Source organism: Microbacterium sp. (genome assembly GCF_035687345.1).
Taxonomy (GTDB): Bacteria; Actinomycetota; Actinomycetes; order Actinomycetales; family Microbacteriaceae; genus Microbacterium.
In genome coordinates, this window is record NZ_DASRXZ010000049.1 from 1 (window position 1) to 20,987 (window position 20,987).

General features: G+C 71.2%; 23 protein-coding genes. 9 read left to right on the top strand and 14 right to left on the bottom strand.

What is annotated here, in order from left to right; genetic code table 11:
• The 7 genes from VFF97_RS05850 to VFF97_RS05880 form a co-directional block, all read right to left on the bottom strand.
• On the bottom strand, positions 1 to 531 hold a 531-nt coding region (locus VFF97_RS05850; protein ID WP_325032551.1), incomplete at its 3' end, for a PHP domain-containing protein.
• Positions 532 to 543: 12 nt separating this feature from the next.
• Entirely contained in the window at positions 544 to 2,214 is a 1,671-nt protein-coding gene (locus VFF97_RS05855) for a DNA polymerase Y family protein (protein WP_325032552.1), read from the bottom strand.
• Between the two features lies 1 nt (position 2,215).
• Positions 2,216 to 2,950, bottom strand: coding sequence for a hypothetical protein (locus tag VFF97_RS05860; RefSeq protein ID WP_325032553.1), 735 nt, complete (start codon positions 2,948 to 2,950; stop codon positions 2,216 to 2,218).
• Between the two features lie 101 nt (positions 2,951 to 3,051).
• Positions 3,052 to 3,615 carry a cysteine hydrolase family protein gene (locus VFF97_RS05865; RefSeq protein WP_325032554.1) on the bottom strand — a complete coding sequence of 188 codons (564 nt, stop codon included), beginning with the start codon at positions 3,613 to 3,615 and terminating at the stop codon, positions 3,052 to 3,054.
• A gap of 120 nt (positions 3,616 to 3,735) precedes the next feature.
• Entirely contained in the window at positions 3,736 to 4,233 is a 498-nt protein-coding gene (locus tag VFF97_RS05870) for an HNH endonuclease (RefSeq protein ID WP_325032555.1), read from the bottom strand.
• Between the two features lie 296 nt (positions 4,234 to 4,529).
• On the bottom strand, positions 4,530 to 5,354 hold the full coding sequence (locus VFF97_RS05875) for a M23 family metallopeptidase (RefSeq protein WP_325032556.1): 825 nt from the start codon (positions 5,352 to 5,354) through the stop codon (positions 4,530 to 4,532).
• 253 nt (positions 5,355 to 5,607) lie between these two features.
• Complete coding sequence (locus tag VFF97_RS05880) at positions 5,608 to 6,309, bottom strand: metal-dependent transcriptional regulator (RefSeq protein ID WP_325032557.1); 702 nt, start codon at positions 6,307 to 6,309, stop codon at positions 5,608 to 5,610.
• 101 nt (positions 6,310 to 6,410) lie between these two features.
• On the opposite strand from VFF97_RS05880, the gene serC reads away from it, so the two are divergent.
• Entirely contained in the window at positions 6,411 to 7,523 is a 1,113-nt protein-coding gene (gene serC, locus VFF97_RS05885; protein WP_325032558.1) for a phosphoserine transaminase, read from the top strand.
• Here serC and VFF97_RS05890 read toward each other — a convergent pair.
• Positions 7,520 to 8,137 (bottom strand): DUF3027 domain-containing protein, encoded by a 618-nt coding sequence (locus VFF97_RS05890; protein ID WP_325032559.1) that lies wholly within the window; start codon positions 8,135 to 8,137, stop codon positions 7,520 to 7,522. The two genes, serC and VFF97_RS05890, sit on opposite strands and share 4 nt — an antisense overlap.
• A complete protein-coding gene (locus VFF97_RS05895) occupies positions 8,121 to 8,501 on the bottom strand; it encodes a cold shock domain-containing protein (RefSeq protein ID WP_325032560.1) in 381 nt (126 codons plus the stop codon). Before VFF97_RS05895 ends, VFF97_RS05890 begins: the two co-directional genes overlap by 17 nt.
• A 141-nt stretch (positions 8,502 to 8,642) precedes the next feature.
• Between VFF97_RS05895 and VFF97_RS05900 the strand changes: the two genes are divergently transcribed.
• Genes VFF97_RS05900 through VFF97_RS05910 form a run of 3 tightly spaced genes read left to right on the top strand, consistent with a single transcriptional unit; the run spans position 8,643 to position 12,331 of the window.
• Positions 8,643 to 8,909, top strand: coding sequence for a multidrug ABC transporter ATPase (locus VFF97_RS05900; protein ID WP_325032561.1), 267 nt, complete (start codon positions 8,643 to 8,645; stop codon positions 8,907 to 8,909).
• Positions 8,910 to 10,616, top strand: coding sequence for a helicase-associated domain-containing protein (locus VFF97_RS05905; RefSeq protein WP_325032562.1), 1,707 nt, complete (start codon positions 8,910 to 8,912; stop codon positions 10,614 to 10,616).
• Between the two features lie 56 nt (positions 10,617 to 10,672).
• Positions 10,673 to 12,331 (top strand): DNA repair helicase XPB, encoded by a 1,659-nt coding sequence (locus tag VFF97_RS05910; RefSeq protein ID WP_325032563.1) that lies wholly within the window; start codon positions 10,673 to 10,675, stop codon positions 12,329 to 12,331.
• Between the two features lie 90 nt (positions 12,332 to 12,421).
• Here VFF97_RS05910 and VFF97_RS05915 read toward each other — a convergent pair whose 3' ends face one another.
• The gene (locus VFF97_RS05915; RefSeq protein WP_325032564.1) at positions 12,422 to 12,901 is read right to left on the bottom strand and encodes an SRPBCC domain-containing protein; all 480 of its coding nucleotides are present in this window, start codon (positions 12,899 to 12,901) and stop codon (positions 12,422 to 12,424) included.
• Positions 12,902 to 13,042: 141 nt separating this feature from the next.
• Here VFF97_RS05915 and VFF97_RS05920 point away from each other — a divergent pair, with 141 nt between their 5' ends.
• A complete protein-coding gene (locus tag VFF97_RS05920; protein ID WP_325032565.1) occupies positions 13,043 to 13,591 on the top strand; it encodes a TetR family transcriptional regulator in 549 nt (182 codons plus the stop codon).
• Positions 13,592 to 13,618: 27 nt separating this feature from the next.
• On the opposite strand, the gene VFF97_RS05925 is transcribed toward VFF97_RS05920, so the two are convergent.
• From VFF97_RS05925 to folE, 4 genes are read right to left on the bottom strand one after another with little or no spacing between them, the layout of a single operon-like run.
• The gene (locus VFF97_RS05925) at positions 13,619 to 14,329 is read right to left on the bottom strand and encodes a pyrimidine reductase family protein (RefSeq protein WP_325032566.1); all 711 of its coding nucleotides are present in this window, start codon (positions 14,327 to 14,329) and stop codon (positions 13,619 to 13,621) included.
• The gene (gene folP / locus VFF97_RS05930; RefSeq protein WP_325032573.1) at positions 14,326 to 15,183 is read right to left on the bottom strand and encodes a dihydropteroate synthase; all 858 of its coding nucleotides are present in this window, start codon (positions 15,181 to 15,183) and stop codon (positions 14,326 to 14,328) included. Before folP ends, VFF97_RS05925 begins: the two co-directional genes overlap by 4 nt.
• Before the next feature lie 41 nt (positions 15,184 to 15,224).
• A complete protein-coding gene (locus VFF97_RS05935) occupies positions 15,225 to 16,445 on the bottom strand; it encodes an NAD(P)/FAD-dependent oxidoreductase (protein WP_325032567.1) in 1,221 nt (406 codons plus the stop codon).
• A gap of 22 nt (positions 16,446 to 16,467) precedes the next feature.
• Positions 16,468 to 17,061, bottom strand: a complete 594-nt coding sequence (gene folE, locus VFF97_RS05940; RefSeq protein ID WP_325032568.1) for a GTP cyclohydrolase I — start codon at positions 17,059 to 17,061, stop codon at positions 16,468 to 16,470.
• A gap of 84 nt (positions 17,062 to 17,145) precedes the next feature.
• Between folE and VFF97_RS05945 the strand changes: the two genes are divergently transcribed.
• The 4 genes from VFF97_RS05945 to VFF97_RS05960 all read left to right on the top strand — a co-directional run bounded on the left by VFF97_RS05945 (position 17,146) and on the right by VFF97_RS05960 (position 20,725).
• On the top strand, positions 17,146 to 17,796 hold the full coding sequence (locus VFF97_RS05945; RefSeq protein ID WP_325032569.1) for a helix-turn-helix transcriptional regulator: 651 nt from the start codon (positions 17,146 to 17,148) through the stop codon (positions 17,794 to 17,796).
• A 54-nt stretch (positions 17,797 to 17,850) separates the two neighbouring features.
• Positions 17,851 to 18,543: a response regulator transcription factor gene (locus tag VFF97_RS05950; protein WP_325032570.1), complete on the top strand. Its 693-nt coding sequence runs from the start codon at positions 17,851 to 17,853 to the stop codon at positions 18,541 to 18,543.
• Between the two features lie 66 nt (positions 18,544 to 18,609).
• Positions 18,610 to 20,316 carry a HAMP domain-containing sensor histidine kinase gene (locus VFF97_RS05955; RefSeq protein ID WP_325032571.1) on the top strand — a complete coding sequence of 569 codons (1,707 nt, stop codon included), beginning with the start codon at positions 18,610 to 18,612 and terminating at the stop codon, positions 20,314 to 20,316.
• 121 nt (positions 20,317 to 20,437) lie between these two features.
• Positions 20,438 to 20,725 (top strand): WXG100 family type VII secretion target, encoded by a 288-nt coding sequence (locus VFF97_RS05960; protein ID WP_325032572.1) that lies wholly within the window; start codon positions 20,438 to 20,440, stop codon positions 20,723 to 20,725.
• The last annotated feature ends 262 nt before the right edge of the window (positions 20,726 to 20,987 follow it).

Genomic DNA, 20,987 nt, shown 5'->3' on the forward strand with positions numbered 1-20,987 from the left:
CGGGCGGCCCTTCGCGGCGCCGCGCAGCTGCGCGTGCGTGATCGCCGCCGCGAGCCGGTGGTAGCCCTCTTCGCCGCGCGCCAGCACGAGCAAGTGGGTGCCGACCGGGTCGGGTTCGCCGCCCCTCGCCGGGCTCGGCGACCGGTCCATGTGCCCGAGCGACAGCTCGGCGCCGAACACGGTCTTGAGCTCGAGCTTCTCGGCGGCCTCGGCGAACCGCACGATGCCGTAGAACCCGTCGTGGTCGGTGACCGCGAGCGCGTGCAGCCCGAGCCGCTCGGCCTCTTCGGCGAGCTCCTCGGGCGAGGATGCGCCGTCGAGGAACGAGAACGACGTGTGCGCGTGCAGTTCGGCATACGGCGTCGCGTCGGGCGGACGCTCGATGGGCGGCGCCACGTACGGTGCGCGCTTGTGCGACCAGGCGGGGCTGTCTCCGCCGTCGGCTCCGGCCGGCACCTGCCGCGGGCGGCGCCGGTCGCTGAGCAGCCGCTCCATCTCGGACCACGGGATGGGAGGGTTGTCGAAGCCCATCAGCCGCACCGCCTAGTCATACTTCGCCTCGACCGCCCACTCGTCGTGCTCGTTCACGACCAGCCACGCGTCGCCGTCGGCGTCGACGAGCTGGAAGCGGTGCGCACGCCGCACGCGCGAGGGATCCCACCCGCGCTCCACGACCGGCCATGGTCCCGCCCACGCCACGACCGCGCGCCGCCGCCCGCTCTCGACGAGCATCGTCGGGGGCGTCGTGAGCGCACCACGGTCGTCGACGGCGACCGTCGCGCCGCCCTCGCCGGTCACGCGCGCCGGACGCGGCTCGGGGAACACCGTGGCCGGCAGCGGCGCAGGAAGGCTCCCCGGCCACGGGCGGGACCGCTCCTTGTCGAGCACGACACGGTCGCCCCACGGCACGAGCACCTGACGCTCGGCGAGCCACCGGCCACCGCCGACCGCGGGCGTGAGCACGCCGCGATGGCCGAGCATCGCCTGCACGCGCGACAGGGCGTGGTGCACGCGCTCGTCGGGCCCTGATCCGAACAGTGCCACCCGGTGGTGCGACGCCGCGTCGACCGCCTCGGGGGAGATCCGTACGAGGGCGACCCCGCTGCGCAGCGCTCCGTCGGCGGGTGCGATCTCGTCGTCATCGCCGGGTGGCGGCATGGCGTCTTCGGCGAGCTGCCAGCGGACGCGATCGACGACCGCCGACGCATCGAACGAACCCGGATGCAGCCACACCCGCTCACTGCGCTCACCTCGATCGCCCACGAGCTCGACCCGCAACTCGGTGCACACCAGATCGACCGCCCCGAGACGCGCGATGAACTCCTCGGCGGGCACGCGCATCGCGAAAGCGACCTGCTCGGCGATCTCGAGCGGCGGCTCGAACGCGACCTCGCGGTCGAGCTCGGGCGGCGGGACACGCGGCTCGACGGGACTCGAGTCGACACCCGCCGCGAGGGCGTGGAGCCGCACACCGCGCTCGCCGAACCGTTCGCGCACGCGGTCGACCTCGAGCGCCGCGAAGTCGCCGAGCGTGTGGACGCCCAGACGCGCGAGCAGGCTCGCGAGCTCGTCACCGGTGTCGCCTGCCGCGAGTCCGCCCGACGCGTCGTCGAGTGTCGCGACCGAGAGCGGGGCGAGGAAGGCTGCCGCCTCTCCGGGTCGGACCACGCGCACGCGCTCGCTGCGCGCCGTGCGGGCGGCCTGCTGCGCGGTGAACGGCCCGTCGGCGACGCCCGCCGTCACCTCGTGGAGCCCCATCTCGGCGAGGGCGTCGAGCAGCACGCGGGCGGCCGCCTCTTCTCCGCCGTAGTACCTCGCCGGTCCTCGCGCGCGCAGCGCGCACAGCCCAGGCCGGACGAGCTGCACCCCGGGCGCATGCTCTTCGACGCGCGCCACGATCGGAGCGAACGCGCGGTGATCGCGAGCCGGGTCGGCGGCGACCACCGCGAGGGATGGGCAGCGCGCCTGCGCGTCGCGGCGCCGCTGCCCCCGGCGGACGCCGGCGTCGCGCGCCGCCCGCGAGCATGCGACGACCTCGTTGCCCTGCAGCACGGCGATGGGCGCCGACGCCTGGAACGGCACGCCTGCATCGTCGCGCACGCCCTCCCGCAGAAGCGCGGTCACCGGCCAGTCCGGGAACCACAGCACGAGACTGCGCACGGGTGCCGTCGACGCACCGCGTGCGGCATCCGATGCGACACGCCGCGCCGCCACGTCAGCTCACCGCCCTCGCCGGAATGTCGGCGAAATCCGGTGCGAGCTCGACGGGAACGGGAGCGCGTTCGACCCTCCCGTGCTCGACGGGTGCGAGGCGGCCGCCGATATCGGGCAGCTGCAGACGCGCGCGACGCGGCACGGGCGAGCGCCTGCTGTGCACCGTGACGGTGAGCGTGCGACCGGCGAGGTAGCCGTGACCGTCGCCCACGCCCGTCCACTCCGCGTCGCTCACGCTCAGCGCCGCCTCGGCCTGCGGCCAGACGCCCTGCACGAGCAGCACGGATCCGCGATCGCGCAGCCGCGCGGCCAGCCGCGAGAGCTCGCCGTCGGCGATGCGGCCGGAAGGGCGCACGGCGACGACGGGCAGCACCTCGGCGATCGTCGCGGTGACCGCGACCCACCGCGGCCCGGGATCGGGCACGAGCACGAGCCGGGAGAGATCCACCCCCAGGTGCTCTGCCGCCTCTGCCCCGAGTTCGGGCATGCCCACGACTCCGCACCACGAGCCCTCTTGCGTGGGGCGTGCGAGCAGCGCGAGCAGCAGCGACGTCGACGGGGCGAGCGAGTACATCGACCCCGCCCGCAGTCCCCCGCCGGGAAGCAGGTCGGCGAGGACCGGATGCGTCGGCAGCACCGGCGCCTCCATGCGCCGACCCTGCACGCGCTCGAGCCGCGCTCGCAGCTCATGCACATCTGCCGACGGCATCGCCTGGTGTCGCACGATCGCCTTCATCCCCCGATGATAGAACGGATGTTCTATGTTTCCTATCGTGCGATCGAATATAACTCCTAGCTACGACATCCGCAGGCCGGAGTCCGAGCCGGCGAGGAGCATCACACGGCGGTGAGATCCGCCGTCGTCGCGATCCGCGCGAAGCCACCCGCCTGCAGGTCGAGCGCCGTCGTCGCCATGAGCTCGTCCGCCGTGCGGGTCACCGCCCCGAGACCCGCGATCTCGGTCGAGAGGTCGAACGTGCGCGTGGCATCGAGCACGACCGTCACGCCGTAGCCGAGGTTCCCGCCCATGCGCGCCGTCGTCTCGACGCACATGTTCGTCTGGATCCCGCACACCACGAGCTCGCCGATCCCCCGCTCCTGCAGCCACGCGTGCAGGTCGGGATCACCGTAGAACGCCGAGTTGACGTGCTTGGTCACGAGCACCGCCGCCGGGGCATCCGCGACCGACTCGACCAGCGCATTGCCCGGATTCGACGGATGCAGCGGCGAGCCCTCCGACCGCGAGTCATGGCGCACCACGACGATCGGCTCATCCGCGGCTCGCCACGCCGCGACGAGAGACGCGACGTTCGCCTCGCAGTCGGGGTTGGTCGTCGGCCCCCAGAAGTCCAGGTCGTCGAAGCCGCGCTGCATGTCGATCACGATGAGAGCTCGGGTCACGCCCTCCATCCCATCACGGCCACGACGTCGTGTGCCCTTTCTGGCGATCCGCCACGAAGTGCGGCTTCACGCTGCGCTTCGCGGCGACTCGCCGAGAAATGCTCGAGACGGATGCCGCGCCTACGCCGCGAGCGCGAGATACGGCTCCCACCGCGGATCGGTGCGATCCGTGCCGCGCACGGTCCACTGCGTGCCGCGCGGCGGGCGGGGTGTGATCCGCAGCTCCCACCCGATCTCGCCGGGCGTGCGATCGCCCTTGAGGTTGTTGCAGCGCAGGCAGCACGCGACGAGGTTCTCCCACGAGTCCTCGCCGCCGCGCGAGCGCGGCACGACGTGGTCGATCGTCGACGCCGCCTTCCCGCAGTACGCGCAGTGGTGTGCGTCGCGACGCAGCACTCCGCGGCGCGTGACCGGGACGCGCCGCGCGCTGGGAACGCGCACGTATCGGGTCAGGAGGATGACGGCGGGACGTTCATAGACTCCGCTCGCACTCCAGACGGGTTCGTCGTCGATGTGTTCGACGACCGTGGCCTTCTCGTTCATGACGAGCACGAGGGCTCGCTTGAACGACACGATGGCCAGGGGCTCGTAGCCCGCGTTCAGCACCAGAGTGCGCATCATCATCCTCTCGAATGGCCGGGACGGCTTCTCGGTATTCGAACTGCGACGATTCGAGGTGCGCAGGGGCATGAAAAAAGCGCTGTCGGGCAGACAGCGCTATGGCGCCACGGTGCGGCCGTGGCATCCGCTCGTGCAATGCCGGAGGACGAGGCGTCCGAGCGCATCCGTGGTTCGGATGCGTGGTGTGCTGCCCATCGGCTCCCTCCGCTTCTCTCAGCGTCGGGTTTCAGGGTAATGCACGTCGACCCGCCCGAGGGCGAGTCGACGCGAACGCATTATGGCGTGTCGGTGAACTACCCGGCGTTCGCCTGGAGCCACGCCCACGGGTCGACGAGCGCGTCGTTGATGCGCACTTCGAAGTGCAGGTGGCACGCGGTCGAGCTTCCGGTGCTTCCGACGAGGCCGATCAGCTGACCCGCCTCGACCGACTGGCCGGCGGCGACCTGACGGCTGCCGTAGGTCATGTGGCCGTACAGCGTGGACGCCTTCTGGCCGTTGATGACGTGGTCGATCGTGATCGCGACGCCGTAGCCGCCGAAGCTCTCCTGAGAGACGCGGACGACGCCCGCGGCCGCCGCGTAGATCGGCGTGCCGCAGCCGGCGAGCAGGTCGACGCCCTGGTGATAGCCGGAGTCGCCGAGCCCGCGGCCCTTGGTGAAGTTGAGGAGCGGCCAGCGCACGGCACCGCTGCCGGGCGAGACCATGCTGATGTTGATCGGGACGGATGCCACGCGGCTCTGCATCGCGCGGGCGCGGGCGGCAGCCGCCTCCTGCGCCTTCTTCTTGGCGATCTCTTCCTCGGTGGTCGCGGCGTAGCCGCCGCGTGCGAGCTCGACGCCGGTCGCGTTCGACGCGACGACGAGGGACTGCGCGTCATCGGCGGCGACCTGCTGGAGGGTCACGGCGTCTTCAGCGGGACGCCACGCGCCGTAGGCGGGGAGCGCGACGGTCGCGATGAGACCGCCCACGACGGCGAGGGTCGCAAGGCTTCGCAGAGGCTTGACCGCGCTGCGCGGCGCCTTCGAGGCCGACGGGCGCGTCGCGGTGCGCGTGGGCTTCTGGGGAGCGACGGGTCGTCTGTTGCGGTTGCGACGGGTCAGGTCCGTCGACTGGGTCAAGGTCTCGTCGGGTGGCGAGATGGTCTCTTCAGCCAAACTGTCCTCCGGCGCCTCCGCGCCGGAGCGCTGGCTCGTCGGCACTGTGTGTCGGGGCACGAGGTGCGGGCTTCACCGCGTGGACGACGAGCCGATGAGGCAATCCACGCGGGGTCCGAGGCGGGCTTCTCGCCGATTGGACTGTTCGAGGCTACCTGAAGGTAACGAATCTGTCACGCTGGCGCGCTGGCAGATTCCTGGGTGTGTCGAACGCCCCTCAGTTCCGGTCGTCGACGAGGAAGATGTGCGACGCGACTTCGACCGGCAGTTCGAGGCCCTCGTCGGACCCGTCCATCTCGACGAGGACGTACCCCTCGCTGAAGCGGTACTCGCCCGTCGCGCCCGGCACGACGCCGGCCGCCTTGAGCTGCTGCAGCAGCTCGGGATCGACCTGCGCGGGCTCGGCGAGGCGGCGCACGGTGCCCCGCACGGGACCACCGACCTCGTTCAGCAGGCGCACGAGCCCGACGACTCCCTGCTCGAATTGCTTGGCGGGGATGTCGCCCAGCTGGTCGAGGCCGGGGATCGGGTTGCCGTAGGGCGACTCGGTCGGGTGACCGAGGAGCTCGACGAGACGGCGCTCGACCTGCTCGCTCATGACGTGCTCCCACCGGCACGCCTCTTCGTGGACGAACGCCCAGTCGAGGCCGATGACGTCGGAGAGGAGGCGCTCCGCAAGGCGGTGCTTGCGCATCACGTCGACCGCCTTCTGTCGGCCCTCGTCGGTGAGCTCGAGGGTGCGGTCACCCGACACGATGACGAGGCCGTCCCGCTCCATGCGGCCGACCGTCTGCGACACGGTGGGCCCCGAGTGGCCGAGGCGCTCGGAGATGCGCGCACGCAACGGCACGATGTTCTCCTCCTCGAGCTCGAGGATCGTGCGCAGGTACATCTCGGTGGTGTCGATCAGGTCGGTCATCGCGGTGTCCTCACCGTGTGGAAGGGGCCTTCCCAGCCTATCCAACCGGCGGGACACCCGGCCGTGCGGGGCGCCTCCCCCGCCGCTCCTAGAATCGACCCATGCCCCACATCGAGCTCCCTCGTGAACTGCTGCCCGCCGACGGCCGTTTCGGCTGCGGACCGTCGAAGATCCGCGGCGCGCAGCTCGAGGCGCTCGTGACGGCCGGAGCGACCCTCCTGGGGACGTCGCACCGCCAGCCCGGCGTGAAGGATCTCGTGGGGCGCGTGCGCGCCGGGTTGAGCGACCTCTTCCATGCCCCGGAGGGTTACGAGGTCATCCTCGGCAACGGCGGCTCGACCGCGTTCTGGGACGCAGCGGCGTTCGGGCTCATCGAGCGCCGCAGCCAGAACCTCGTGTTCGGCGAGTTCGGCGGCAAGTTCGCCGCCGCTGCGAAGGCCCCGTGGCTGGAGGCGCCCGACGTCCGCAAAGCGGAGCCCGGCACGCGCGCGGTGCCCGAGCCGGTCGAAGGCGTCGACGTTTACGCGTGGCCGCACAACGAGACGTCGACCGGCGTCTCGGCCCCTGTCGAGCGCGTGCACGGCGACGACGGCGCGCTCACCGTCATCGACGCGACGAGCGCGGCCGGCGGCATCGACTTCGTCGCGACGGAGGCCGACGTCTACTACTTCGCGCCGCAGAAGAACCTCGGCTCGGACGGCGGCCTGTGGTTCGCGCTCGTCTCGCCCGCCGCGATCGAGCGCATCGAGCGCATCGCCGCATCCGACCGCTACATCCCCGATTTCCTGAGCCTCAAGAACGCGCTCGACAACTCGCGCCTCAACCAGACGCTCAACACTCCCGCCGTCGCGACGCTGTTCCTCCTCGAACAGCAGGTGAACTGGATCAACGAGAACGGCGGACTGCAGTGGGCGGATGCCCGCACGCGCGAGTCGTCGGACGCGCTGTACGAGTGGGCCACGGCATCCGCCGTCGCCACTCCGTTCGTCGCCGACCCCGCCGACCGCTCCCCCGTGGTCGTGACGATCGACTTCGACGAGTCGGTCGACGCCGCCGCGATCGCCAAGAGCCTGCGCGCGAACGGCATCGTCGACACCGAGCCCTACCGCAAGCTCGGGCGCAACCAGCTGCGCATCGCGACGTTCGTGTCGATCGAGCCCGACGACGTGCGTCAGCTCATCCGCTGCATCGACTACACGCTCGAGCGGCTCTAGGCCTCGTCGGCGTCGTCCGTCTCGTCGTCGGACTCGTCCGCGTCTTCCGTCTCATCGTCGGACTCGTCCGCGTCGTCGGCGTCGTCCAGCTCGTCGTCGGCCTCATCCTCGACCGCATCGTCCTCGTCCTCCGGCCCGTCCGCGAGCTCGTCGATGTCGACGCCGTCGACGTCGCCCGCGTGCAGGATCGGCGATCCGTCGGTGTCGAAGTCCTCCGCGTCGAGGTCTTCGACGTCGACGAGGACGGCGTCGAGCTCGGCATCCGATTCGTCGTCTCCGGATGCCTCGGCCTGCGCCGCCTGCGCCGCCTGGTACTCGGCGAGGCGCACGGCCCACGGCACCCACTCGGGTGCGAGGAGAGCGTCGTCGCCCGGAAGCAGCTCGACCTCCAGAACGGTCGGGGGTGCATCGTCGACCTGGGCGAGGCTCACGGTCCAGAACCACCCCGGGTAGCCCGCGAGGCGGTTCTCGAAGCGCAGCGACACGACGCCGTCCTCCGACACGTCGGACCCGGCCGGCTCGCCGATCGTCGACTCGGGCGTCACCTCGCGCAGCGCGGCGAGCGCGAGCTCACGGGCGAGCGATTCGTCCATCGGCTCAGGCGTCCAGCTCATCCGCGACCTTGCGCAGCACGGCGGCGACCTTGCGCGAATGCGAACCGCTGGGGTAGCGCCCGCGGCGCAGGTCGGCGCCGATGCCGTCGAGCAGCTTGACGAGGTCCTCCACGATGATCGCCATGTCGTCGGCCGGCTTGCGTGAGCGCTTCGCGAGGCTCACAGGTGCCTCGAGGAAGCGCACCGACAGGGCCTGCGGGCCGCGCTTGCCCTCGGCGACGCCGAATTCGACGCGCTGGCCGGCCTTGGGCGAGGCGCCGGCGGGCAGGGCGGTCGCGTGCAGGAAGACGTCCTGGCCGTCGTCGCTCGCGATGAAGCCGAACCCCTTCTCGTCGTCGTAGAACCTGACCTTGCCGGTGGGCATGGGAACCTCGCTTGGGGGGACCGCGCGGCGCGCGGGCATGACGGACATGGGACCTTCCGATCCCGACCACAAGCCTAGATGCTTTCCACGCGCGTCGCCCGCGCGTGTGAGGTGATCCGGCGCCGCGATAGTCTTATGCGGATGAGCACACCCTCCCCCCGCGAGGACGTTCCGATCCGACGCATCGACCGCATCCTCTCCTACATGTCGCTCGGCCTGCTGGTGCTGTCGATCGTGTGCTTCTTCGCGATCATGCTCGGGTCGGCGGCGAACGCCGACTTCTCCACCGGCGTGTGGCCCGTGGTCGGCATCGTCGTCTACATCGCCCCGATCCTCGCGTTCCTCCTTCTTCTGACCGTGCTCATCATGAGCTTCGTGCGGAGGGCGCGCGCCAACCGAGGAGGCTGAGTGCTCTCCGACGAGCGTGCGCTCGCGACCCGGCTGGCGTCCCTCGACGACGCCGGGCTCGCCGGCACGCTCGCGGCGCGGGGCGTCTCGCCGTCGGCCTCGTGGCAGGGCTTCTTCGACGCGGCGGCCGCACTGCTCGACCCGGCATCCGTCGACCGCGCCCTCATGCGGCTTCCCCGCGCGACGTTGCGCGAGCTCCGCGACGGCCGCACGACGGGCGACGACGCGCAGCGCCTGGCGCTCGTCGACGAGACGGGCGCGCCGTTCGCCGCGGTGCGCGAGCGGCTCGACGCGGCGGCCGCCGACGACGCGACGGCGTTCGAGCCCGAAGCGGCGCCCGAGGCGCCGGAGGCGGGCGAGTCGGATGCCGCAGCCGCCGCAGAGCGCGCGTTCACGAACCTCGGGGCACTCGCCGATGTGCTCCTGGCGAGCTCCGCGATCGCGCTGAGCCGCACGGGCAGCGGGAGCGTCAGCGCGGTCGACCGACGCAGGCTCATCGACGCCGGAGCGGTGCTCGACGCCGACGAGCTGGACGATCTCGTGACGGCGGCCGCCGCGGCGGGACTGCTGCGCGCCGACGGACGCGACTGGGTCGTGAGCGAGGCGGGAGAGGCCTGGCTCGAGGCGAGCACTCCGGAACGGTGGGCGACGCTGGTGCGAGGCATCCGCGATTCCCTCCCTCGCGCCCTCCGCACGGACTCGGGCGGCGTGTCACCGATCTCGTCGTGGCCCGGGGCGTTCCCCCTCGACCCCGCGTGGCCCGACCGCGCCGCGAGCCTGCGCCGCGTGATGGTGCGGTTCGGACTGCTGACGCCGTCGGGGGCCGAGCCCGCGTGGACCCGTGAGCTGCGCGAGGACGGGCGGGTGGACGCATCCGGCCTCGAGTCCCTCCTGCCGGCCGAGATCGACCGCATCTACCTGCAGGCCGACCTCACCGCGATCGCGCCAGGACCCCTCGCCCCGCGCCTCGACCTGCGCCTGCGGCGCATCGCGAAGCGCGAGTCGCGCGCGCAGGCGTCGAGCTACCGCTTCAGCGCCGACTCGATCGGCGCCGGCATGACCGAGGGCGAGTCGGCCGAATCGATCCGCGAGTTCCTCGCCGGCATCTCGCTCACGGGCATCCCGCAGCCGCTCGAGTACCTCATCGAGAGCACGGCGGCGCGCCACGGTCTCGTGCGAGTGGCGGAGGACGCGGCATCCGGCGGCACACGTGTGACCTCGACGGATGCCTCGATCCTCGACGCCATCGAGATCGACCAGGCGCTGCGTCCGCTCGGGCTCATCGCCGACGGCGGCGGCCTCGTGTCGCGGGTGTCGCGCGATGCCGTGTACTGGGCGCTCGCGGACGCGCGGTATCCCGTCGTCGCTATCGGCGACGACGGCGAGGCCGAGTCGATGCACCGCCACGCCTCGGGTCCGCGCACCGTCGAGACAGCCCCCGAGACCGTGTACGCGGGGCTCATCGCGACGTTGCGTGCGGGCAGCTCGGCCGACTCCGAGTCGGCGTGGCTCGCGCGCGAGCTCGAGCTCGCCGTGCGGGCGCGCGCGACGGTGGTCGTGGTGGTGCGCATGCCCGACGGCGGCGAGCGCACGTTCACGCTCGAGGCGTCCGGTCTGGGCGGCGGTCGCCTGCGCGGGCGCGACCGCGGCGCCGACATCGAGCGAACTCTGCCGGTGTCGAGCATCGTCAGCGTGAGCCGCGGCTGACACGAGACCCGGCCCCGCGAGGCCCGGCGACGGGCACGCGGGTAGAATGGCTCGTTATGGCTGACGGCCCCCTCATCGTGCAGAGCGACCGGACCGTGCTCCTCGAAGTCGCCCACCCCGATGCCGAGAGCGCGCGCCACGAGCTCGCGATCTTCGCCGAGCTGGAGCGCGCGCCCGAGCACATCCACACGTACCGCATCACGCGGCTGGGACTGTGGAACGCGCGCGCGGCCGGTCATGACGCCGACGACATGCTCGCAACGCTCGACCGGTGGACGCGGTTCCCCGTGCCTCCGTCGGTCGCGATCGACATCCGCGAGACCGTTGGGCGGTACGGCCGCCTCGTGATCGAGCGGGCTGCCGTCGAGGGGCACGGCGACGACGCGCTGATCCTGAGATCGACGGATGCCGCAGTGCTCGCCGAGGTCGCCAAGAACAAGCGCATCCAACCACTGCTCATCGCGCACCCCTCCCCCGACGTCTACGTCGTCGACGCGTGGGCGCGCGGCCACATCAAGCAGGAGCTGCTCAAGATCGGCTGGCCGGCGGAAGACCTCGCGGGCTACACGCCGGGCACGCCGCATCCGATCGATCTCGCCGAGAACGGCTGGCACCTGCGTCCCTACCAGCGGCAGGCCGTCGAGACGTTCACGCAGGGCGGGTCGGGCGTTGTCGTCCTCCCCTGTGGCGCGGGCAAGACGCTCGTGGGCGCCGGGGCGATGGCCGAGACGAAGACGACGACGCTCATCCTCGTGACCAACACCGTGAGCGCGCGCCAGTGGCGCGACGAACTGCTCAAGCGCACGACGCTCACACCCGAGGAGATCGGCGAGTACTCCGGCCAGGTGAAGGAGATCAAGCCGGTCACGATCGCGACGTACCAGATCCTCACCGCGAAGCGGAAGGGCGAGTACGCGCACCTCGCGCTGCTCGACGCGCTCGACTGGGGCCTCATCGTGTACGACGAGGTCCACCTGCTGCCGGCGCCCGTCTTCAAGCTCACCGCCGACCTGCAGGCGCGCCGCCGCCTGGGCCTGACCGCAACGCTCGTGCGCGAAGACGGCCGCGAGGGCGACGTCTTCAGCCTCATCGGGCCGAAGCGCTTCGACGCACCGTGGAAGGAGATCGAGGCGCAGGGGTTCATCTCTCCCGCCGTCTGCTACGAGGTGCGCGTCGACCTCCCCGCAGGCGACCGCCTCGAGTACGCCGCCGCCCCGGACGACGAGCGCTACCGGCTCGCGGCGACCGCCGAGGCGAAGATCGGCGTCGTGCGCCGGCTCGTCGAGCGCCACGAGGGCGAGCGCATCCTGGTGATCGGTCAGTACCTCGACCAGATCGACATCCTCGCCGAGGCGCTCGACGCACCGAAGATCACCGGCGCGACGCCGGTCGACGAGCGCGAGCAGCTCTACCAGGCGTTCCGCGAGGGCGAGATCTCGCTGCTCATCGTGTCGAAGGTCGCGAACTTCTCGATCGACCTGCCCGAGGCATCCGTCGCGATCCAGGTCTCCGGGTCGTTCGGCTCGCGTCAGGAGGAGGCGCAGCGGCTCGGTCGCCTGCTGCGTCCGAAGGAGTCGGGCCACACCGCGAGCTTCTACACGCTCATCGCGCGCGACACCGTCGACCAGGACTTCGCGCAGAACCGGCAGCGGTTCCTCGCCGAGCAGGGCTACAGCTACACGATCCTCGACGCCGACGCGCTGGCTGCCGCCTGATCCTCAGCGCACCGTCTCGAGGGTGCACGCCACAAGGGCGCCGAAGACCGGCAGGACGAACAGCTTCATCTCCACCTCGGGCGGTGCCGCTCAGCGCCTCTCCGCCACGTAGGCCGCGAGACGATCCAGTCCGCCGGGCCACGCGACGTTCTCGAAGAAGTCCCGCGTCTGCGTGTCGGCGAATCCGGTGTGGTCGACGGTGATCAGCGTGCCGGCATCGGTCGGCGCGAACGTCACCTCGATGTGCGTCCGGATCGGCGGCTGCGCCCGCCCGTCCACCGTGGACTCGCCGACGTGGCCGGTCACGAGCCGGCGAGGCCGATCCACCTCGAGGAACGTGAACACGTCGTGGACGAGGACGGACGGGTTCGCGAAGAAGGTCGCCTCCCACACTCCCCCGATGCGAAGGTCGACCGTCGTGCGCACTTGCCCCACGTCGGGACCGAGCTGCGACAGCCACACGCGCTGCGCTTCAGGATCCGTGTACGCGGTGAACACCTCGTCGGGTGTGGCGGGCACTTCGCGTGACACCCGCAGGCCGATGGTCTGGGACTGGACTGTGTGAGACATCGCCGTGCTCCTCTCAGGGGCGGGATCGCACCTTCGCCGGTCCCGCAGTCGCCGCCGACGGCGCCGACGAGAGGAGAATACTACTTCCGTAGTAAGATGTCACTACTTTCGTAGTAGCTCGGGGACGCCTACAGTGAAGGCGTGGCCACAACCCGCACGCGCGCTCTGGACGCCGCGGTCGCCCTCGTGGGCGAGAGCGGCATCCGTGCCCTCACGCACGCCCGCGTCGACGAGAGGGCGGACCTCCCCAAGGGCTCGACCTCGAACTGGTTCCGCAGCCGCGAGGCCCTCGTCGCGGGAGTCGTCGCGTGGCTCGCCGAGAGCGAGCGCGCCGACTTCGCTGCGACCGAAGCCCCGACGGTGGAGACGCCGGAGCAGCTCGTCGATGCGATGGCCGGCATGATCACGGTGCAGACCGGCCCACTCGCCGCCCGCACACGCGCGCGGTACGCGCTCTTCCTGGAGGCCGCCGGCGACGCCGAGCTCCTCGCACCCCTTCTCGAGCAGCGGCGCGTCTTCGTCGAGTGGACGACGGTCCTCCTGGAACGGATCGGCGCCCGCTCGCCGCAGGAGGCGGTGCGCACGCTCATGGCCGCCGCCGAAGGGATCGTCCTGCACCGAGTAACCGTCGATCCGGATGCCGAGATCCGACCCGTGATCGACCGGGCGGTTCGCGCGTGCCTCGACTGACCCTCGACGGATGACCGCGCGCCGGTTTCACTTCACCGCGTAGCGCAAGAAGACGAATCCCTCGTCGTCGACGAACGAGGACGCGAGCCGAAAGCGGCGGTCGGCTTCGGGCGCACCCCGGTCGATGCGCCCCGCGACACCGCCGACGATGCGCGGCGCGATCGTGACGCACAGCTCGCCCACGAGCCCCGCTCCGAGGAGCGACCCGAACAGGTGCGGACCGCCCTCGCACAGCACCTGTGTCATGCCGCGCTCCGCGAGCGCGTCGAGCGCGAGCGCGAGATCCACGCGCGAAGCGCCGTGCACGAGCACCTCGGCGACCTCCTCGAGCGCGCGCCGCCGGTCATCCGGGGCGTCCTGGTGCGTCACGACGAACGGCCGCACGACGGCTTCCGCGAAGAACGGATGCTCCGGTTCGATGTCGAGCCGGTGGCTGACGATCGCGAGCGGCGGGTGCTCGCTCAGTCCGTGCGCGCGGCGCCACGCGGCATCCGGTTCGTCCATCCGCACGCCGCCGTAGCCCTCGGCCCGCACCGTGCCGGCGCCCACCATGACGACGTCCGACATCGTGCGCAGCACGCGCATCACCGCGCGGTCCGTCTCGCCGCCGAGCGCGCCGCTGCTCCCGCCGAGCGTGACAGCGCCGTCCGCGCTCTCGATGAAGTTCATTCGCACGCGGCGCGTGCTGCGATCGGGCAGCGCGTAGAGTGCGAAGAGCTCGTCCCTGGTCGGCGTCATGCGACCTCCTCGGTGGGCATGTTGTGGCGCAGGAACGCGGGCTCCCGCCATCCGGCGATCGCCTCGACCATGCGCACGGCGTCGAGCGTCTCGCGCACGTTGTGCGCCCGCACGATGCGCGCGCCCTGCAGCACGCCGTACACTGCGGCGGCGAGCGAGCCGGCGAGCCGGTCCCCGCGATCGCTGCCGAGCGCCTCGCCCACGAAGTCCTTGTTCGACAGCGCGATCAGCAGGGGCGAGCCGAGGGCGGCGAACTCGCGAAGGCGCCGCGTGAGCTCGAGCGAGTGGAGCGTGTTCTTGTTGAGGTCGTGCCCGGGGTCGAGGATGATCCGCTCGGGCGGGATGCCGCATCCCAAGGCTCGATCGCGGCGGTCGGTCAGGAACGCGGCGACTTCGGCGACGACATCGTCGTAATGCGGGTTCGGATGCGGCATCCGCGGCGCCGCGAGGCTGTGGGCGATCACGACGCCCGCTTCGCCTTCGGCGATCACGTCGGCCATCGCCGGGTCGCGCAGACCGGTCGTGTCGTTCACGATGCTCGCACCGGCGTCGATCGCCGCACGTGCGACCTCGGGGTGGAACGTGTCTACGCTCACCGCCACCACCGGTGCGAGCGCGCGCACGACGGGCACGACACGCTCGATCTCGTGCTCGATCGGCAGCGGCGGGCCGGGTGCGAACTTGACGCCGCCGACGTCGACGATGTCGGCGCCCTCCTCGGCGGCGGCGACGCCCGCTGCGATCGCGGCGTCGAGCGCGAACGTCGCCCCGCGGTCGTAGAACGAGTCCGGCGTGCGGTTCACGATCGCCATCACGGCGACGTGCCGCGTGAGGTCGAGCGTCGTGCCTCGCATGTCGAGCGCGTACGGCGCCTCGGTCACGGAGGGCGCTGCGGTCACGGAACGAGGCTCTCGAGAGGCGTGTCCGGATCGGCGAGGGCATCGAGGTCGACGCGCTCGCCCGACCGGATGAGCTTCTGGACGGCCTTGTTCACCTCCCACACGTTGACGTTCATGCCGCCGACGACGCGCCCGTGGTCGACCCAGAACACGATGAACTCGCGCGTGTCGAGATCGCCTCGGATCACCAGGTCCGCGCTCGACATGAGCAGCGGGTAGCCCGACAGCTCCATGCCGAGGTCGAACTGATCCGTGTAGAAGTACGGGATCGAGTCGTGCGCGGCATCCTGGCCGAGCATGTTCTTCGCGGCGACCGGGCCCGCCTTGCGGGCGTTCTCCCAGTGCTCGCTGCGCAGGTGCCGCTGGATGACCGGGTGATACGCGTTCGCGACATCGCCCGCGGCGTAGACATCCGGGGCGCTCGTGCGCAGCGCGGCATCCGTGAGTATCCCGTTGCTCACCTCGATGCCGGCCGACTCGGCGAGCTGAGTGTTGGGCACCGCCCCGACGCCGATGAGCACGACGTCGGCGGGCACGGTCTCGCCGTCGACGACCACCCCCTCGGCGCGATCGGAGCCGACGATGCGCTCGACGTTCACCGACGTGCGCAGCTCGACCCCGTGCTCCTCATGCAGGCGACGGAAGACTCCGCCCATCTGCTCCCCGACAGCGAGCGCAAGAGGCACGGCGTCCCGCTCGAGCACCGTGACCTCGTTGCCGAGCGTGCGCGCGGACGCGGCGACCTCCATGCCGATCCACCCCGACCCGATGAGCACGAGTCGGCGTCCGCCGTCCTCGAGCTCGGCGCGCAGCGCGTCGGAGTCGTCGAGCCGGCGCAGCATGTGCACACCGGTCAGATCCGCGCCCTCGATGGGCAGCCGTCGCGGCGACGCGCCGGTCGCGAGCAGCACCGAGTCATACGCGAGCGATGAGCCGTCGGCGAGCCCCACGCGGTGCTCGCCGGGGTCGAGGGTCGTGACCGACGTCGATGTGCGCACCTCGATGCGCCGCTCGTCCCACCACTCCGCCGGGTGCAGGAGGACGGCATCCGTCCCCTCCTTGCCCTGCAGATAGCCCTTCGACAGCGGCGGGCGCTGGTACGGGGTGTGGGGTTCGTCGGTGATGACGGTGACGTCGCCGTCGAACCCCTCCTTGCGCAGGGTGGCCGCGGCGGTTCCGGCCGCGATGCCCCCTCCGACGATGACGATGTGGGTCATGGCAATGCCTCCCGCGAGTCGATCATGAACCGGATGCCTCGAACCGGCGCCGCAGTCGGTCGTCGGCAGCCACGGCGCCGCGGAACACGTGCGTCTCTGTGCGGGAGCCTACGGCGTGCACGCCGCGGACCGACATGCACAGGTGCTCCGCGCTCATCACGACGCCGACACCCGCAGGCTCCAGCTGACGCTCCAGGTGGTCGGCGATCCGCACCGTGAGGCGCTCCTGCACCTGGAGGTCGTGCGCGTACCACTCCACGATGCGGGCGAGCTTCGAGAGCCCGACGAGCCGCGGTCCCGGAACGTAGCCGACGTGGGCCACTCCCCGGAAGGGAAGGAGGTGGTGCTCGCACACGGACGTGAAGGGGATGTCGCGCACGAGCACGAGGTCGTCGTACCCGTCTTCGTTCGGGAACGTCGTCGCCGTGAACTCGCGCGGCGTGATGAGCTCGAGGAGTCCGTCGACGACGCGCCGCGGGGTGTCGGCCAGGTGCTCGCCGCTCACGTCGCGGCCGAGCGCCTCGAGCAGCTCCGCGACGGCAGCCTCCGCCCGATCTCTGTCGACGGCGACCGCGGCGTCGACCGGGTGGAGCCGCAGCGCGCCGGATGATGACATCTCGACCTCCTCGCCCCTGTGGCCGACAGTAGATCTTCACGATTGTTTTGTCAAGGTTCATGTTTTTAGAGTTAGACTCGACGCATGGACCCGCTCGCGCCGAACCGCGTGACCGCGATCGCAGCCCTCGGCGACCCACTGCGCCGCGACCTCTACCGTGCCGTCGCCGCGGCCGAGGGGCCGGTCGGCCGCGACGAGGCGGCGGCCGCCGTCGGCATTCCCCGGTCCACCGCCGCGTTCCACCTCGACCGTCTCGCCGAGGCGGGGCTCCTGCGCGTGGAGTACCGCCGGCTGTCGGGCAGGTCGGGCCCGGGTGCGGGGCGCCCCGCGAAGCTCTATGCCGCGGCATCCGCCGATGTCATCGGCAGCGTTCCCGAACGCCATTACGAGCTCGCGGGCGAACTCCTCGCGTCGGCGATCGAGAAGGCTGAGAACGAGCGGATGCCGGTGCGCGAAGCGCTGCGCGCCCAGGCGCACGACACCGGAGCCGCGATCGGCACGGCGGCGGGCGGTCTGGATCAGGCGCTCGCCGCGTGCGGGTACGCCCCCGCGGAGGATGCGGAAGGCGCCGTGCTGCTCGAGAACTGCCCGTTCCACGCGCTCGCCGCGGCGCACACGAAGCTCGTCTGCACGGCGAACCTCGCCCTCCTCGAGGGCGTCGTCGAGGCGACCGAAGCGACCCGCACGCCGGTGCTCGCACCGAGCGCCGGGCGGTGCTGCGTCGTGCTGCGCTGACGGCCCGCGAGCGATTTCCAGACAGGGGCCGGAATCCGTGGCAATAATGGGCCTATGAGCGCACCTCGCATCCTCGTCGTCGACGATGAGCCCAACATCCGCGATCTCCTCATCACGAGCCTGCGCTTCGCGGGCTACCAGGTGCGCGCGGTGTCCAACGGCGCGCAGACGATCTCGGCGGTCCTCGAAGAGGAGCCCGACCTGATCATCCTCGACGTCATGCTCCCCGACATGAACGGATTCAGCGTGACCAAGCGCCTGCGCGGGGCCGGCTACACCGCCCCCATCCTGTTCCTCACCGCGAAAGACGAGACCGAAGACAAGATCACCGGCCTCAACGCCGGCGGCGACGACTACGTCACGAAGCCCTTCAGCCTCGACGAGATCGTCGCACGCATCCAGGCGATCCTGCGCCGCACGATGCAGGCCGACGAGGACTCCGTGATCCGCGCCGGCGAGCTCACGATGGACCAGGACACGCACGACGTGAAGGTCGGCGACACGTCGATCGACCTGAGCCCGACCGAGTTCAAGCTGCTGCGCTACCTCATGCTCAACCCCAACCGCGTGCTGTCGAAGGCGCAGATCCTCGACCACGTGTGGGAGTACGACTTCAACGGCGACGCGGGCATCGTCGAGAGCTACATCTCGTACCTGCGTCGCAAGATCGATCCGCACTCGAGTGAGCCCCTCATCCAGACCAAGCGAGGCTTCGGCTACATGCTCAAGGCGGGCAAATCCGCGTGAGCGACGAAAGGGACTGACCTGGCGGACAAGACCGACGCGATCACTCGGGGCTGGCGCGGCACCAGCTTGCGCGCGAAGGTCACCGGGGTCACCGTCGCGCTCCTGGCGATCGGCCTCTTCGCCGCCGGCGTCGGCACGCAGGGGTTCCTGCGCGAAGCGCTGCTGGCGAGCCTCAACCAGCAGCTCGAGTCGCTCGCGCCGACCGACGTCGCGAGCGGCCTGATCGACATCGAGGTGGACGGCGGTGAGGTGCGGTTCCGACCGAAACCGGATGCCCCCACCACGCAGTACGTCGTCGCGATCTACGACAGCGAGGGGACGCTGCGGGCCGAGGCCGGCGGCGACGGCCGGCAGACCCCGGTTCTTCCCGAACCCGTCACGCTGGAGTGGGCGGCACGGCAGGGGCTGGCACCGTTCGCGGTCGAAGCCGAGGAGGGCGGGGCGCCCTTCCACGCGAGCGTCGACACCTACCCGATCGAGGGCGTCGGGAGCCTGTTCACGCAGCTCGTCGCCCTGCCGACGGCGTCGATCAACAGCACGGTCGCCGCGTTCACCGGCATCTACAGCATCCTCGCGCTCATCATCCTCGTCGCGAGCGCGTTCCTCACGCGCTGGCTCGTGACGCTCACCTTCCGAAGTCTGGGCGAGGTCGAGACGACGGCTATGTCGATCGCGCACGGCGACTTCAGCCAGCGCATGACCGACATCGAGCCCACCACGACCGAGGTCGGCCGGCTGAAGACCGCGATCAACGCGATGCTCGACAAGGTCGACGCCGCGATCGAGCATCGCGATGCGACGGTCGAGCAGATGCGGCGGTTCATCGGCGACGCGAGTCACGAGCTGCGCACGCCGCTCGTGACGGTGCGCGGTTATGCGGAGCTCTACCGCATGGGCGCCATCGCGGGCGACGAGGACACCGCCCAGGCCATGGACCGCATCGAGAAGGAGGCCATCCGCATGGGTCTCCTCGTGGAGGACCTGCTGGCGCTCGCACGCCTCGACGAGCGACGCGACGTGGTGATCGGACCGGTCGATCTCCGCACGGTCGCGCGCGACGCCGCGCTCGACGTGCGGGCGGCGTCTCCGCTGCGGGTCGTCACGGTGCTCGACGGCGAGTCGCCGGCAGAGCCCACGACGTCTGCGCCCGTGCAGGACCGGCCCGACGAGCCGGCCGCACGACGCGGCCCCACGACGTCTGCCATCGCTCGTGCCGGCGCGACGCTGTCGCTCTTGCGGCGAAAGCCGAAGCCGGTTCCTGCGCCCCGCTCGGAAGGCGCCGCCGTGCCGCCCGTGCCTCAGCTCGACTTCCCGCACGCACCGGCGCACAGCGGGGGCATCGCGCCCGTCGTGCTCGGCGACGAGAACCGCATCCGCCAGGTCGTGGCGAACCTCCTCGGCAACGCACGCCGGTTCACCGCCGACGACTCCCCCATCGAGCTCCGCGTCGGCGTCGACCCTGAGAGCGCCGAGGGCTGGATCGAGGTCATCGACCACGGCGAAGGCGTGCCGGACCAGATCAAGGAGAAGATCTTCCAGCGGTTCTGGCGCGCCGACACCTCCCGCACGCGCGAGACCGGCGGCAGCGGTCTGGGTCTGTCGATCGTCGCGTCGATCGTGGAGGCCCTGCACGGCTCCGTGCGCGTGCTCGACACCCCGGGCGGCGGCGCGACGTTCCGCGTCGGGTTCCCGCTCGCGCCCGAGCGGGAGGCGGCGGAGCACCTGCACATCCAGACGCAGCCGCTCGAGCGCCTGCCCGAAGACGAAGGCTGACCGCTCCTCCCCACCTCGCCGCGACGCAGTGCTGTCCACCGCGCCTGAGAATGCGAGACGGATGCCCCACCCCCGCTCCTACGGTTGCTGTCGACCTTCCCCCAACGAGCGAGGAGCCCCCATGGCCGTGTTCTCCGTCGACAGCGACGCCGTCCTCTCCGCCACCGCCGCGGTGCGCGGAACGATCGACCGTCTCCAGGGTGAGACCCAGGCGATGATGTCGCAGCTCACGCAGCTGCAGTCCACGTGGACGGGCGGCGCGGCCGCCGCGTTCCAGACCGTCATCGACGAGTGGCGCGCGACGCAGCGCCAGGTCGAGGAGAGTCTTTCGGGGATCAACGGCGCGCTCGGCGTCGCCGCGCAGCAGTACGCCGACGCCGAGCAGGCGACCGTCAACCTGTTCCGCTGACGCCCGAGCCCTGGCCCGGCGCCGGAGGCGCCGAGAAACGGCGGATGCCCCGACCCAATGGGCCGGGGCATCCGTGGTGTCTTTCGACTGAGCGAGGCTGGATCAGAAGTCCATGCCACCGGTCGGGTCGCCACCGGCGGGGGCAGCGGCCTTCTCGGGCTTGTCGGCGACGACGGCCTCGGTCGTGAGGAAGAGGCCGGCGATCGACGCGGCGTTCTGCAGCGCCGAGCGGGTCACCTTGGCGGGGTCGATGATGCCCTGC